The sequence below is a fragment of the Mesorhizobium sp. M7A.F.Ca.US.008.03.1.1 genome, from assembly GCF_003997495.1.
Classification (GTDB): domain Bacteria; phylum Pseudomonadota; class Alphaproteobacteria; order Rhizobiales; family Rhizobiaceae; genus Mesorhizobium.
Window position 1 is genome coordinate 58799 of the sequence record NZ_RZRU01000015.1, and the last position, 13568, is coordinate 72366.

Here is a 13568-nt window from a genome sequence, read left to right on the forward strand (position 1 = left end):
AACGGACAAGGGCACGGGAAGTTCCCAAGCGGCATGCTTCGGATCGTGCCCACGCTCGTCGAAGTTAGGCAGACCCGTGATCAACATCGTTGCTCCGTCAAAGCGGCCCATCACGCCTCCTTGTCGATCAGTCTTGCGGCGAGATGCGAAAGCAGCTTTACCGCCTCGCCATAGGTCCTGGCTTTTTCCGGATTGGAGGCGTTGCCGTCCAGCGCCCGCTTGAAGACGCCCTGGCAGATTGCAGCCAGCCGGAAGAAGGAAAAGGCCAGGAAGAACGTCCAGTTCCCTATACCGGTGAGCCCGCGCCGCCGGCAGTAGCTGGCGACATAGTCCTCCTCGGAGGGAAGGCCAAGCGCGGAACGGTCGACACCACCCAGGCCGCGAAAACCCGACGCGTGCGGCAGCCGCCATTGCATGCACTGATAGGCGATATCGGCGAAGGGGTGGCCTGATGTCGACAGTTCCCAGTCGAGCACCGCCAGAACCGTTGGCCGCTCCGGCGCGAAGATCAGATTGTCCAACCGGTAGTCGCCATGCACCAACGAGATCCGGCCGTCATCGGCGGGCATATGCGTTTCCAACCAGGCAATCAGCCGGTCCATGTCGGCGACGGTGCCGGTTTCCGAGGCACGGTACTGGCTGGTCCAGCGCGCCAGCTGGCGTTCGAAATAGCTGCCCGGCCGGCCGAAATCGCCGAGACCCACTGTTTCGACATCGACCTCGTGCAGCGCGGCAAGGGTATCGTTCATGGCGTCGTAGATGGCGGCGCGTTCTTCGTTGTCGCGCGCCTCCGGCAACGCCGGATCCCAGAAGATGCGGCCGTCGAGGAAATCCATCACGTAGAACATGCGGCCGATCGGCGAGTCCTCAGCCGACAGATGCAGCATGGCAGGCACAGGCACGGCGGTGCCGGCAAGCGCGCTCATCACCCTGAATTCGCGGTCGACCTGGTGCGCCGATTTCAGCAATTGCCCCGGCGGCTTGGCGCGCAGCACGTAGCGGCCGCTTGCCGCCGTCAAAAGGTAGGTCGGGTTCGATTGGCCGGATTTAAACTTTTCGATTGCAGCAAGCCTGCAAAAGCCCGGTATGTTCGCCTCGAGGTAAGGCGCAAGCGCTGGCTGGTCGAGAACGGGATCACTCATGCCGTCTCGGGCTGGCGTTCTATCAAGGTCAGCGTCAGCCAGCGGGCAGTCAGCGCCGGCTTCTTCGAACCCTCGATCTCGATCGTCACGTCATGCGCCGTCTGCACCCAGCCCGATGGCCTGACCTTGACGTCGGCCAGCACGAAACGCGTGCGGATGCGCGCACCGGTCTTCACCGGCGCCAGGAAGCGCAACGAATCGAAGCCGTGGTTGACGCCCATCTTGCTGTTTTCCAGCGGTGGCATGGTCTCGAACGTCATAGCCGACAACAGCGACAGCGACAGGAAGCCGTGCGCGATGGTGCCGCCGAACGGCGTCTCGCGCATGGCCCGCTCCGGGTCGCAGTGGATGAACTGGTGGTCGTCGGTGGCGTCGGCGAACTGGTCGATCATGCGTTGCGTGACCACCCGCCACGGCGACACGCCAACCTCCTTGCCGACATTGGCCAGAAGCACATCGAGACTGATCGGTTCCACGCTCATGTCCTCCAGTTCACCCCCCGGCTTCTGTGGCCGGAAAATGTCATTCCTTGAACAAGGTCAGCCCATGCTGCACCGACTGTCCGCCGTCGATCGGCAGGATGGCGCCGGTGACATAGCTGCCTGCACGGCTGCACAAATAGAGCGTTGCGCCGGCAATGTCATCCGGTGCGCCGATACGGCCGATCGGAACATGGTTGCCGACATGTCTGGCCTGTTCATCCGTGCCGGTGGCAAACGCCGTCATGCGGCTCTGGAAGGGGCCGGGGGCGAAAGCGTTGACGGTGATGCGGCGGGCGGCGAACTCAAGCGCCAGGGTGCGCGTCAGATGATGAACGGCGGCCTTCGAGGCAGTGTAGGAATAGGCGTCGTCGGCCAGCGGCTGCGTGCCCATCACCGAACCAAGGTTGATCACCCTGGCCGGATCGGCATCGCTGGCGGCGGCATCGAGCAACGGCAACAATTCGCGGGTCAGATGGAAGACCGCGGTGACGTTGACGCCAAACACCTTGGCCCATGCCGAATAGGGGAAGCTTTCCAGGGGCGCGCCCCAGGAGACGCCGGCATTGTTGACCAGAATATGCAGTTTCCCGGTCCGCGCTTTGACCTCGGCGACGAGTGCAGCGATGCCGGCTTCGCTGGAAACGTCGCCGACGAAGCCCTCGGCCCGGCCCGGTACACCAAGCTCGTTCAACTCTTCGGCGACCTTGATACAATCCTCGCCCTTGCGCGACGCGATCATCACGCTGGCGCCAGCCCTGACCAGCGCGGTCGCCGCCATGCGGCCTATGCCGGTCGCGGCACCCGTCACCAGCGCGGTCTTGCCGGCCACCGAAAACAGCTCGTCCAGATAGCTCATCACAATCCTCCGCGCTCGGCATGCGGGCAAACAGTTCGCGTTGACAAGGCTATCCGAAGTACGGTCATCCTTGCCACTGACAAAATGCCTGGCGTGCATGAAGGGTTAGCGACCGATGACGGAGATGAATCTCGGCATGACCGAGCGGCTGAAGCCGATCCACGCGCGCGTCGCTGCCATGGTGCGCGACGAGATCATGCCGCTCGACAGGGAATTCCTGAGCGAGGTGGGCAAGGCAGGCGACCGCTGGGTCTACAGTGCGCGCCAGAGCGAGATCCTCGAAGGGCTGAAGAAGACCGCAAGAGAGCGCGGCCTGTGGAATTTCTGGCTGACCGGCTCGGAACGCGGCTATGGCCTTTCCACCGTCGAATACGCCTATCTGGCCGAGGAGATGGGCAAGGCGCATCTCGGCGCCGAGACTTTCAACTGCTCGGCGCCCGACACCGGCAACATGGAGGTGCTGGAGCGGTACGGCTCGGCCGACCACAAGAAGGAATGGCTGGAGCCGCTGCTCGAGGGCAAGATCCGCTCGGCCTATCTGATGACCGAGCCGGATGTCGCCTCGTCCGATGCCACCAACATAACCATGCGCTGCGAGCGTCAGGGCGACGACTATGTGCTCAATGGCGAGAAATGGTGGGCTTCGGGCGCCGGCGATCCGCGCTGCGCCATCTACATCGTCATGGTCCGGACCGGCGGCGATGAAGAGGCGCAGCATCGCCGCCATTCGATGATCCTGGTGCCATCAGACACCAAAGGTGTGACCAAGGTCAGGGCCATGCAGGTCTATGGCGACGACGACGCGCCGCATGGCCATATGCATCTTCGCTTCGACAACGTGCGCGTACCGGCGTCGAACCTGATCCTCGGCGAGGGCAGGGGGTTCGAGATCGCGCAAGGACGGCTCGGCCCCGGCCGCATCCATCACTGCATGCGCGCCATCGGCCAGGCCGAGATGGCGCTGGAGATGCTGTGCCAGCGTTCCGTACGCCGCGAGGCCTTCGGCCAGAAGCTGGCAAAGCTCGGCGCCAATTTCGACATCATCGCCGAATGCCGCATGGAGATCGAAATGGCCCGGCTGCTCTGCCTCAAGGCGGCGTGGATGATCGACCAGGGCGATGCGCGGGCCGCCGCCCCCTGGATCAGCCAGATCAAGGTGGTGGCACCGCGCGTCGCGCTCAAGGTCACCGACGAGGCGGTGCAGATGTTCGGCGCGCAAGGCATCAGCCAGGACACGCCGCTGGCGCGGTCGTGGACGCATCTGCGGACATTGCGCCTTGCCGACGGACCGGACGCTGTGCACCGCCGGCAGGTGGCACGCACCGAACTGAGGAAATACACGCAGGAAAAGGTCTGAGCGCCGGTATCGTCATCCGGCGACGCCGGCAGGTCCAAGCGAGGAGTGTTCCGATGACAATCCCCTCCGAAATGAAGGCGCTGTTGCTGGTCGGCGACGGCTACACCAGGACGCCGAGCGGCAGCGTGCTGGAGGCGATGGAGCCCTATCTCGAGCCGGGCAGCATCGCGGTGCCGACACCCGGGCCGACGCAGGTGCTGATCAAGGTGGGCCTCGCCTCGATCAATCCGTCCGATGTCGCCTTCGTCAAGGGCCAGTACGGCCAGCCGCGCGCCAAGGGCCAGCCGGCCGGCTTCGAGGGCGTCGGCATCGTCGTCGGCAGCGGTGACGAGCCCTATCCCAAAAGCCTGGTCGGCAAGCGCGTCGCATTTGCCACGGGCGTCAGCAACTGGGGCTCATGGGCCGACTATGCCGTCGCCGAGGCGGCGGTCTGCATCCCGCTGCTCGACACCGTCCGCGACGAGGATGGCGCAGCGATGATCGTCAACCCGCTCACCGCGCTCGCCATGTTCGACATCGTCAAACAGGAAGGCGAAAAGGCCTTTGTCATGACCGCCGGCGCCAGTCAGCTCTGCAAGCTGATCATCGGCCTGGCCAGGGAGGAAGGTTTCCGGCCGATCGTCACCGTGCGCCGCGACGATCAGATCGCGGCTCTGAAAGAGCTTGGCGCGGCCCACGTCCTCAACGAAAAGGCGCCGGATTTCAAGGCGGCGCTGCGCGAGGTGATGAAGGCCGAACAACCGCGCATCTTGCTTGACGCGGTGACCGGGCCGCTGGCCTCCGCCATTTTCGACGTCATGCCGAAGCGTTCGCGCTGGATCATCTACGGGCGGCTCGATCCCGAAGCCACCGTCATCCGCGAGCCCGGCCAGCTGATCTTCCAGCACAAGCATATCGAAGGTTTTTGGCTGAGCGAGTGGATGCGCCAGCATCGCGACCGCCGCGGCCCGGCGATCCTGGAAGCACAGAAGCGGTTTTCCGACGGGCGCTGGTCGACCGACGTGACGGCGGTGGTGCCGCTTGCCGAAGCCATGGCGCGGGTGCCGGCGGAACTGGCCAGACCCAACGGAAAGGTGTTCATCCGGCCTTGAACGAACACGGCTGACCGAGATGAAGCCCGATAAACCGCAAAAAGCGGGAGCTGCTTATGGGAAAATGGTGGTTTGTCTCGATCGTCGTGATGTGGATGGCCGGCACCATTGGCGCACAGGCTGCCGACAAGTTCCCGGCATTCTGGCGAAAGGCGATGACGAACGACCCGAATTCGAACTACTTTCTCAAGAAATATTCGGCCCCTCTCGATGATCCTGCCGGGACCGCGGTCAGGAACATCATGCTGGCTCGGGTGATTGGCGCTGAATGTCAGTCGTCGAGACTCAACAAGGCCAAGGTCAAAGCCTATCGCGACAGAATGATCGGCCCGCTTTCACCCGAGCAACTCAAAGCGGCCGCGTTCGAGGGTGGCAGTGCGCTGCGCAGTTTCAACTACCAGGATCTCGCTTACCTCTGTGCCGGCATCGATTATCAATTTGGGCCGAAAGGCGTGCTGATCCCTGGGGCTGTTTCAGCTGGCAAGGGCGAGCCAAAGTACCCCTTTGATCCGCGCAACCCCTATTTTCGTTTGCCTGAATTCACTGGCGATTAGTCAGGTCTCCTGCCTCGGACGGAGGCCATGAAGGTGGAAATGCATATTCGAGGCGAAGGAGGTGTGGCCCCGGCGTTCATCAAGCCCCCTATGCCACGCCGCTTCGTCCGTGATATGCCGCCGCCATCGAATGCCGGGACAGGCTGGACTGATCCAGTCCGGGATTGCATGGAGCGCCTTGTTGATGACGATTTCCAAGCCGGTTTTCGACCGTTTGGGGTTCGGCCTGTGGATCGGAGCGTTCCTGGTCGTTCTTACCATGGTCCTGTGGTCGCCGCACACGCGGACGGTATGGCAGGCCTATATCGACGGCAGCGAGGCGCTTCTGGCCGGTCTGCCGCTCTACGACACCCAGTCGGAGATGGGATATCTCTACGCGCCGGCCTTTGCCGCGCTCTACACTCCAATAGTCAAGCTCGGTCCGCATCTGGGCGGCTTGGTTTGGCATTCCATTGGCTTTGCGGTGCTGACCTATGCCGCGATGCGGCAGGTGCGCAAGCTCGGCGGCGGCGAACTGATATGGCTGCTTTCTTTCGGCCTTTTCCTCGCTTTGCCGATGGCGGTGGGGGCCATCCGCAACGGCCAGGCGACGATCCTTTTGACCGGCGCCTGCTGGCTTCTCACATTGTCGGCGCTGGAAGGTCGGCGGGCGGAGACGTTCTTCTGGGCTTCGCTTGCCATCATCGCCAAGCCGACCGCGATCATCATGCTGTTGTTGGTAGGAGCCCTTCGGCTCCGGTTGATACCGGTGCTGCTGTTGGCGCTGCTGTTCGTGCTGGCATTGCCTTACGCTTTTGCTCCCGCCGGCTACCTCAACGATCAGTATCTTGTCTTCGCCCGGATGCTGACCTCCATGGCCGTCGACAACGCCAGCCATTTCGTACCCACCGATTTCACGGCACCGTTCACCACGATAGGACTGCCGATTCCGGAATTTGGCGCAACGATCGTGCGCATGGTCATGGCCCTGCTTACGCTTTCTGCCGTCATCTGGTTCGACCGCAGGCTCGAACAGGGAAAGGCGGCGCTGGCGATCTTCCTGACGGCCACCTTCTACATGTGCGTCTTCAACCCGCGCGTCGAACCCAACACCTTTGCCATGATCGCGGTACCAGCCGGTCTTGCCATCGCCCTGTTGTGGCGCGAAGAACGAGGCGGCGTCCTCGCCTCGGTGCTGTCGATAACGCTGTTCGTGACCGGGCTGAGCGGCGTCGAGCGCCATGTGCACGATTTCCTCTTCCCCTGGTTCCGGCCGGTCGCCGTCACTTTCATCGCCGGTTCGCTGATCTGGTGGTTCTGGGCCAAGGCACGGGAAAAGGTGATGAATGCGGGAGTCGCGAATGGTTGATTTGCGGCCGAGCCTCGATATCGTCGCACCGTTCTTCAACGAATCGGCATCGGCATCGGCCTTCGCGCACCTGCTCGGCGAGCTCGAAGCGGCCGTGGCACAACGCTTCGGCATGACCGTACACAAGATCCTCGTCGATGACGGCAGCCGTGACGATGGCGCCGTGCGGTTTTCGCAAGCGCTGACGGGGTCGTGGGAGATCGTGCGCCTCAGCCGCAATTTCGGCAAGGAAGTCGCGGTGCTCGCCGGCCTCGACCAGTCGCGCGGCGAAATGGTGCTGATCATGGACGCCGACCTCCAGCATTCCCTGGACATCAGCCTGAAGCTGATCGCCGAGCTGGTGGACCATCCGGACATCGACGTCGTCTATGCGCAGAACGACCGCCGCGAGGCGAGTTGGCGGCGCAGCCAGCTTGCACGGCTTTTCTACAGCCTTATCAACAGCAGCCAACGTTTCGACATTCCCGAAAATGCCGGCGACTTTCGCGCCATGCGCGGCGCCGTGGCGCGCGCGCTGACCAGCCTGCGTGACAAGCGTCGCTTCAACAAGGGCCTGTTTGCCTGGGCCGGCTTTCGCCAGAAGGCGTTGCCCTATTCGCCGGAAAACCGCGCCAGCGGCACGTCGAAATGGAGCCGGCTCAACCTGATCGCCTTCTCGCTCGAAGGATTCACCTCGTTCTCCGTCATTCCGCTGCGCCTGATCAGTCTTAGCGGGCTGCTCGCGGCGTTGGCCGGCGCGCTCTATGGCGCCAAGGTGTTCTTCGAGGTGATCTTCTACGGCATTGCCGTTCCGGGCTACCCCAGCCTGTTGGTCGCCGTGGTTCTGCTCGGCGGCCTCAACCTGACCCTGCTTGGCCTGATCGGCGAATATGTCTGGGTCACGCTCAGCGAGAGCAAGGATCGCCCGGTCTATCTCGTGCGCGACGTCGTGCGTAGCCAGGCTCCCGCCGACCGGCCGGAGCCGGGCACTTCGAACGGATGACGCGGCGTATCCGCCTGATCGCTGACGATTACGGCCTGGCGCCCGGCGTTTCCGCGGCGATTCTCGACCTGCTCGATCGTGGGAAGTTGACCGGCACCAGCTGCATGACCGGCTTTCCGGAATGGGAAGCGGAGGCAGCGCGCATAAAACCTCTGTGCGGCCGTGTCGCGGTCGGGCTGCATCTTACCTTGACCGACCAGCAGGCGGTCACCGGCCGGTCGAGCCTGGCGCCGGAAGGCCGGCTGCCGCCGCTTCGCGGGCTGGCCTTGCCTGTTCTGCGCGGCCGCATCGACGACCGCCATGTTCATGCCGAGCTTGACGCCCAGTACAGCCGCTTCGTCGAGGCGCTTGGCCGTCGCCCCGATTTCGTCGACGGGCATCAGCATGTGCATTTCCTTCCAGTCGTGCGCACATGGCTGCGCGCGCGCCTTGGCGAAGGAAGCGACAAGCCGGCCCTGCGCGGCGCCCCGGCGCTGGCCGCAGGGTCGAAAGTCGCCGCGATTGCCGCGCTCGCTGCCGGGTTCAACCGCTCGATGCAGCGCGCGGGCTTCATCGTTTTCCAGCCGCTCGCCGGCATCTATGACTGGCGGCAACCCGAAAAGTTCACTGCGGTTCTGCAGGCCGCCGTCGAAGGGTTGCCGGAACGAGGGCTGTTCATGTGTCATCCCGGCCATGTCGACGAGACGCTGCGCGCGCGAGACACGATGCAAGGTGTGCGCGAGGTCGAATTCGCGGCCCTGGCATCGGACGCGTTCGGAGCCAGCCTGGCCCGCGCCAATGTCGCAATCATGGATGGCAGGGGATGAGCGGCGCCGAGCGGCCCCCGCGTTCGACCGGCAACAAGATCGTCCGCTTTGCCATTGTCGGACTGGCGAATACGGCCATCGACCTTGCCAGCTTCTTCCTGCTGCTCAAGCTCGGGGTTTCGCCGCTGCCCGCCAACATCGCCGCCTGGTTCATCGCCGTCACCTTCTCGTTCGCGGCGAACGGCTTCTGGTCGTTCGAGCGCAATCGAGCCATCCGGCTGCGTGACGCCTTCCTTCGTTTCGCTTCGCTTGGGGGGCTGATTTCGCTCGGCGTCTCCAGCCTCTCCATCGCACTGTTTGCCGGCATCGCCGGAGTGTGGCCGGCAAAGATCGGCGGTGTCGTGGTGGCGGCGGTGCTGAACTTCCTTGCGGCGCGCTGGTCGATCGAAGGCCGGTTCCTGAGATAGGCGGAACTATTTTTCTTACGAAATTCCGGACGGAAGACCGCTACACACTTTTCCTGGAATTTCTCTATTCCGCCGGTTCCACATTGGTGTAGGCGGCTTCCTCCAACTCGCGCTTCAGTCGCGCTTCCTCATGGGTCTTCGGCGTGACGAAGCGGCCAAGCAGGAGATAGGCGACCGGCGTCAGGAACAGCGTCGAGACGGTGGCCAGCCCCAGGCCGCCGACGATGACCCAGCCGAGCGCGACGCGCGCCTCGGCACCGGCGCCGCTCGCCAGCACCAGCGGCAGGCCGCCGAGCACGGTGCAGATCATCGTCATCATCACCGGCCGCACGCGTATGATCGAGGCCTGCTCGATCGCCTCGCGCACGCCAAGCCCGCGATCGCGCAGCTGGTTGGCGAATTCGACGATCAGGATGCCGTTCTTGGCCATGACGCCAACCAAAAGCACCAGGCCGATCTGGCTGTAGGCGTTGAGACTGGTGCCCGAAAGCAGAAGCGCGAAGATCGCGCAGGCCAGCCCGAGCGGCACCGTCGCCATGATGATGACGGCACTGACAAAACTTTCGAACTGGGCGGCCAGCACCAAAAGGATGATGACCAGCGCGAAGCCGAAAATGGTGACCATGGCGCTGTTGGTCTCGCCCAGCGTCGCCGCCTCGGCCAGCGGCAGGATGCGGCTGCCCGCAGGCAGCAGCGGCGTGGCGATTTGCTCGGCGCGGGTGAACGCATCGCCGAGCGCGAAGTCGCCACTGAGGTTGGAGGTGATCGCCACCGAGGGCTGCTGCTGTTCGCGCGACAGCGATGGCGGCACGGCACGTTCGGTCAGCGTGGCGATGGTCGACATCGGCACGAAACGTCCGTCTGATGTTTTCAGGAAGATGTTTTCCAGATCCGTCGGATCGTTGATCGGATTGGTGGTCGAGACCAGCTTCACGCCATAGCTGCGGTCGGCGATGTAGACGTCGACGACGTCGTTGCCGTCGAGCATGGCCTGCAACGTGTTGGCCAGTCCTGATATGTCGATGCCGAGGTCGGAGGCGCGCTCGCGGTCGATGGCCACGGCAAGCTGCGGCTGCGTCGGGTCGATCGACAGGCGCGGTGTCTGGAAGCGCGGGTCCTTCTGCATCTCGGCGATGATCTTCACCGCCGCTTCGCCGAGCGCCTTGCGGTCGTTGCCGACCAGCGCGAATTGCAAGCCGTTGCCGGCGCCACGGATGCCGAGGCTGTTGGGCTGCACCGGGAAGATGCGCACGCTCGGCACCTGCCTGGTCAGCCGGCTGATCTCGGCCATGATCTCCTGCTGGCTGCGGCTGCGCTCGTTCCACGGCGCCAGCGTCATCACCATGAAGCCGGAGTTGTAGGAGCCGTTCTGGCCGGCATTTTCGAAAGTGCTGCGGATCTCGCCGGAATCGCGCATGGGCTGGATCAGTCTCTCGATCTTCTGCATCTGCTGCGTCGTGTAGTCGAGGCTGACACCTTGCGGGGCGCTGATGCGCAGCAGCACGGCAGCGCGGTCCTCTGTCGGCGTCAGCTCCTGGCGGATGGTACCGAACAGCGTAAAGGCGGTGCCGGCAAACAGCACCGCGACCAGAAGGACGATCCATGGCGCGTTGAGGCAGGCGTGCAGGCCGCGCTTGTAGGCCGTATTGAGCGCGCCGCCGATGCGGGCGCCGATGCCATGGCCACCTTCGTGGTGGAGCGATGCGCTGGTCAGCATGCGCGAGGCGAGCATCGGGCACAGCGTCAGCGCCACCACGCAGGACAATAGGACCGACATGGCAAGCACGAAGCCGAATTCTCGGAACAGGCCGCCGGTCTGGCCGGGCAGGAACGAGATCGGCACGAAGACGGCGACCAGCGTCAAGGTGGTGGCGATGACGGCAAAGAACACTTCCTGCGCGCCAAGCACGGCGGCAGCACGCGGTCCCATGCCTTCGTTGCGTCGTCGCACGATGTTTTCGAGCACGACGATGGCGTCGTCGACGACCAGTCCGGTCGCCAGCACCAGAGCGAGCAGGGTCAGGATGTTGACCGAGAAGCCGGCCAGGTAGATGGCGGCGATGGTGCCGATCATGGCGACCGGCATCGACAGGCCGGGGATCAGCGTCGCGCGCCAGTCGAGGAGAAACACATAGATGACGATCAGCACCATTGTCACGGACAGGCCGAGCGCGATCTCGACCTCGTGCACTGCCCCCTTGACGAAGACGGCGTCGTCGCTGGTGATCTTGATCGACATGCCTTTGGGCAGGTTTTCCTGCAGCTTGGCGACGGCGGCCTGGACGCCGGTCGAGATGTCCAGCGTGTTCGATTCCGCCTGGCGGATGATGCCGATGCCGATGCCGGTCTTGCCGTCCGAGCGCAGCGTGGTCTGGCCGACGTCGGGGCCGAGCGTGACGGTGGCGACGTCGCGAATGCGCGTCGTGCCGCCGACAATGATGTTTTCGAACTCTTCAGGCGTGGTCACGTCGGCAGTCGTGCGGACAATCAGGTCCTGGTTGGTCGTGGTGATCGAACCGGCGGGGGAATCGAAGGCGACCGAGGCAAGGGCGGCCCTGAGGTCGGCAACCGTGAAGCCGAGGCTGGCCAGCTTGTTCTGGTCGACATCGATGCGAAAGATCTTGTCGCGGTCGCCATAGACCTGGACGTCGGCAACGCCGGGCACGGCGGCCAGCTCGTCCTCGATCTGGTCCTGGACCACCACGGTCATGTCCTGGATCGACATGTTGTCCGAGGTCACCGCCAGTCGCATCACCGCGTCGGAATTGGCGTCGGCCTTGACGATGCGCGGCGGATCGGCGGTGTCCGGCATCTGGTTGGCGACGCGGCCGACGGCGTCACGCACGTCCGACGCGGCGACATTCAGATCGACGCCGTCGTTGAACTCGATGGTGACGCGGCTCGAGCCGAACGAGGAAGACGACGAGATCGACTTGACGCCTGAGACGCGGGCGACGGCGCCCTCGATCGTGTCGGTCAGTTCACGGTCGACGGTCTCGGCTGCCGCGCCCTCGAAGGTGGTGGAAACAGTGACGACCGCGCGATCGACGTCCGGCAGTTCGCGGATTTCGACGCCGTAGAAGGCGGCCAGGCCGGCGACCGCGATCAGCGTGTTGAGCACGAAGGCCATAACCGGCCTGCGGATGAACAGCGCGGTGAAGCCGGTATCGCTGGCGGCGTTGATGGTTCCGGTCATGAGCCTTGGGCCGCGTCCACCGCGCGCTGCTCTTCGCCGGCAAGGCGGACCGCGCCGCCCTCGCTGACGCTCTGGGTGCCTTCGGTGACCACCATGTCGCCGCTGTCGATCTCGGCGTCGATCAGTACGGTCTCGGTGTTGCGCTGGATGATGCGCACCGGCACCCGCCTGGCCTTGCCATTCTCGATCTGCCAGACATAGGCGCCGTCCGAACCCCACAGGATCGCCAACGGACTGACGGCTGGATAGGTCTGCCCCGGGAATTTCATGGTGATGCCGAACGACATGCCGGCACGCAGCGAATCGGCCGGGTTGGCGATCTTGGCCTTGACCAGCAGGGTGCGGCTCTTTTCGTCGATGTGGTTGTCGATAGCCGAAACGGTGCCGCTGTAGGCGTTGCTGGGATTGGCGATCGGCGTCGCCGTCAATTGCGCACCGACCTTGACGGCGGCGGCGAAGCGCTCGGGCACCAGGAAGTCGAGCAGGATAGAGGACCGGTCGTCGAGCGTGGCGATGGCCGACTGGTTGGTGACATAATTGCCGGCCGAGATCGGCAGGATGCCGACGGTGCCGGCGATCGGCGCCAGAATCGACCGGCGCTGCAGTGCAAGTTCCGCATCCTGAAGCGCCAGCTTGGCGCCCGCCAGCACCACCTCGGCGTCAGCCACGGCCACCGGGGTCGCGGCATTGGAGGCACGAAGCGACTTGACGCGGTCGAGCTTGGATTGCGCATCCTGCAAGGCGAGCTTGGCACGGTCCTGAGAGATCACCTCGGTCTCGGAATCGAGGGTGGCGAGGATCTGTCCCTTATCGACATGGCTGCCGGATTCGACCAGCAGTTCGGCGAGGCGGCCGGAGCTGTAGGGATTGACGGTCACCGAGGCGTTGGCACGGCCGGTGCCGATCGCCTGCAGGCGGTCGTTGATGACAGCCGAAGTGGCCGCTAGGGCGACCACGTTCACCCGCTGGTTGCCGTTGTGGCCCTCTGCCTGCCTCGCGTTCGCGGCGCCGCTTGCAGCCGGGGGCGTTGCCGCGTAGGCCCAGTCGATGCCCCAACGTGCCAGCACGTCGGGTGCGCCGGGATAAAAGCGCAGCCAGGCGACTGCCGCCACCACCAGCACCACGAGTGCAAAAAGTATCTGTTTCCAGGCGGCCATCAGCACTCCGGTTGGTAAAACAATCCTTCCGTCTACCGGTTTCCCTAGAAGAAGCAGACGCAGCGAGGCTATTGTAAGGCAAAGAAGCCGCCTCGATATCGCGTCTTTATGACAACTCTCCGGGGGCCGCGCACATTAAATATATGTAACGTTTGAGAAAATATGCGTAACGCTTTGGATCATCGCACAT

At 64.1% G+C, this 13568-nt stretch carries 12 protein-coding genes; 7 read left to right on the top strand and 5 right to left on the bottom strand.

Annotation, left to right across the window (positions count from 1 at the left end; translation table 11 throughout):
- Positions 1-110: 110 nt before the first annotated feature.
- The 3 genes from EOA16_RS20720 to EOA16_RS20730 are packed head-to-tail and all read right to left on the bottom strand — an operon-like array spanning position 111 to position 2480.
- Entirely contained in the window at positions 111-1142 is a 1032-nt protein-coding gene (locus EOA16_RS20720) for a phosphotransferase family protein (RefSeq protein ID WP_127259933.1), read from the bottom strand.
- The gene (locus tag EOA16_RS20725) at positions 1139-1624 is read right to left on the bottom strand and encodes a MaoC family dehydratase (protein WP_263495443.1); all 486 of its coding nucleotides are present in this window, start codon (positions 1622-1624) and stop codon (positions 1139-1141) included. The genes EOA16_RS20720 and EOA16_RS20725 overlap by 4 nt, the downstream gene beginning before the upstream one ends.
- 40 nt (positions 1625-1664) lie before the next feature.
- Complete coding sequence (locus EOA16_RS20730; RefSeq protein WP_127259934.1) at positions 1665-2480, bottom strand: SDR family oxidoreductase; 816 nt, start codon at positions 2478-2480, stop codon at positions 1665-1667.
- Positions 2481-2595: 115 nt separating this feature from the next.
- Here EOA16_RS20730 and EOA16_RS20735 point away from each other — a divergent pair, with 115 nt between their 5' ends.
- The 7 genes from EOA16_RS20735 (at position 2596) to EOA16_RS20765 (ending at position 9025) form a co-directional block, all read left to right on the top strand.
- Entirely contained in the window at positions 2596-3837 is a 1242-nt protein-coding gene (locus EOA16_RS20735) for an acyl-CoA dehydrogenase family protein (RefSeq protein WP_127259935.1), read from the top strand.
- 53 nt (positions 3838-3890) lie between these two features.
- Positions 3891-4928: a zinc-binding dehydrogenase gene (locus EOA16_RS20740; RefSeq protein WP_127259936.1), complete on the top strand. Its 1038-nt coding sequence runs from the start codon at positions 3891-3893 to the stop codon at positions 4926-4928.
- A 56-nt stretch (positions 4929-4984) separates the two neighbouring features.
- Positions 4985-5482, top strand: a complete 498-nt coding sequence (locus EOA16_RS20745) for a hypothetical protein (protein ID WP_164754341.1) — start codon at positions 4985-4987, stop codon at positions 5480-5482.
- 184 nt (positions 5483-5666) lie between these two features.
- Complete coding sequence (locus EOA16_RS20750) at positions 5667-6830, top strand: glycosyltransferase 87 family protein (protein WP_127259937.1); 1164 nt, start codon at positions 5667-5669, stop codon at positions 6828-6830.
- Complete coding sequence (locus EOA16_RS20755; RefSeq protein ID WP_127259938.1) at positions 6823-7812, top strand: glycosyltransferase family 2 protein; 990 nt, start codon at positions 6823-6825, stop codon at positions 7810-7812. The genes EOA16_RS20750 and EOA16_RS20755 overlap by 8 nt, the downstream gene beginning before the upstream one ends.
- Positions 7809-8618 (top strand): ChbG/HpnK family deacetylase, encoded by an 810-nt coding sequence (locus EOA16_RS20760; RefSeq protein WP_127259939.1) that lies wholly within the window; start codon positions 7809-7811, stop codon positions 8616-8618. The genes EOA16_RS20755 and EOA16_RS20760 overlap by 4 nt, the downstream gene beginning before the upstream one ends.
- Positions 8615-9025 (top strand): GtrA family protein, encoded by a 411-nt coding sequence (locus tag EOA16_RS20765; protein ID WP_127259940.1) that lies wholly within the window; start codon positions 8615-8617, stop codon positions 9023-9025. The genes EOA16_RS20760 and EOA16_RS20765 overlap by 4 nt, the downstream gene beginning before the upstream one ends.
- Before the next feature lie 64 nt (positions 9026-9089).
- On the opposite strand, the gene EOA16_RS20770 is transcribed toward EOA16_RS20765, so the two are convergent.
- The gene (locus EOA16_RS20770; protein WP_127259941.1) at positions 9090-12221 is read right to left on the bottom strand and encodes an efflux RND transporter permease subunit; all 3132 of its coding nucleotides are present in this window, start codon (positions 12219-12221) and stop codon (positions 9090-9092) included.
- A complete protein-coding gene (locus tag EOA16_RS20775; protein WP_127259942.1) occupies positions 12218-13378 on the bottom strand; it encodes an efflux RND transporter periplasmic adaptor subunit in 1161 nt (386 codons plus the stop codon). The genes EOA16_RS20770 and EOA16_RS20775 overlap by 4 nt, the downstream gene beginning before the upstream one ends.
- Positions 13379-13568 lie beyond the last annotated feature (190 nt).

Excerpts from the sequence above, each read along its gene's own strand:
- EOA16_RS20720 (WP_127259933.1), bottom strand. The coding sequence starts at position 1,142 with ATGAGTGATCCCGTTCTCGACCAGCCAGCGCTTGCGCCTTACCTCGAG.
- EOA16_RS20725 (WP_263495443.1), bottom strand. The coding sequence starts at position 1,624 with ATGAGCGTGGAACCGATCAGTCTCGATGTGCTTCTGGCCAATGTCGGC.
- EOA16_RS20730 (WP_127259934.1), bottom strand. The coding sequence starts at position 2,480 with ATGAGCTATCTGGACGAGCTGTTTTCGGTGGCCGGCAAGACCGCGCTG.
- EOA16_RS20735 (WP_127259935.1), top strand. The coding sequence starts at position 2,596 with ATGACGGAGATGAATCTCGGCATGACCGAGCGGCTGAAGCCGATCCAC.
- EOA16_RS20740 (WP_127259936.1), top strand. The coding sequence starts at position 3,891 with ATGACAATCCCCTCCGAAATGAAGGCGCTGTTGCTGGTCGGCGACGGC.
- EOA16_RS20745 (WP_164754341.1), top strand. The coding sequence starts at position 4,985 with ATGGGAAAATGGTGGTTTGTCTCGATCGTCGTGATGTGGATGGCCGGC.
- EOA16_RS20750 (WP_127259937.1), top strand. The coding sequence starts at position 5,667 with ATGACGATTTCCAAGCCGGTTTTCGACCGTTTGGGGTTCGGCCTGTGG.
- EOA16_RS20755 (WP_127259938.1), top strand. The coding sequence starts at position 6,823 with ATGGTTGATTTGCGGCCGAGCCTCGATATCGTCGCACCGTTCTTCAAC.
- EOA16_RS20760 (WP_127259939.1), top strand. The coding sequence starts at position 7,809 with ATGACGCGGCGTATCCGCCTGATCGCTGACGATTACGGCCTGGCGCCC.
- EOA16_RS20765 (WP_127259940.1), top strand. The coding sequence starts at position 8,615 with ATGAGCGGCGCCGAGCGGCCCCCGCGTTCGACCGGCAACAAGATCGTC.
- EOA16_RS20770 (WP_127259941.1), bottom strand. The coding sequence starts at position 12,221 with ATGACCGGAACCATCAACGCCGCCAGCGATACCGGCTTCACCGCGCTG.
- EOA16_RS20775 (WP_127259942.1), bottom strand. The coding sequence starts at position 13,378 with ATGGCCGCCTGGAAACAGATACTTTTTGCACTCGTGGTGCTGGTGGTG.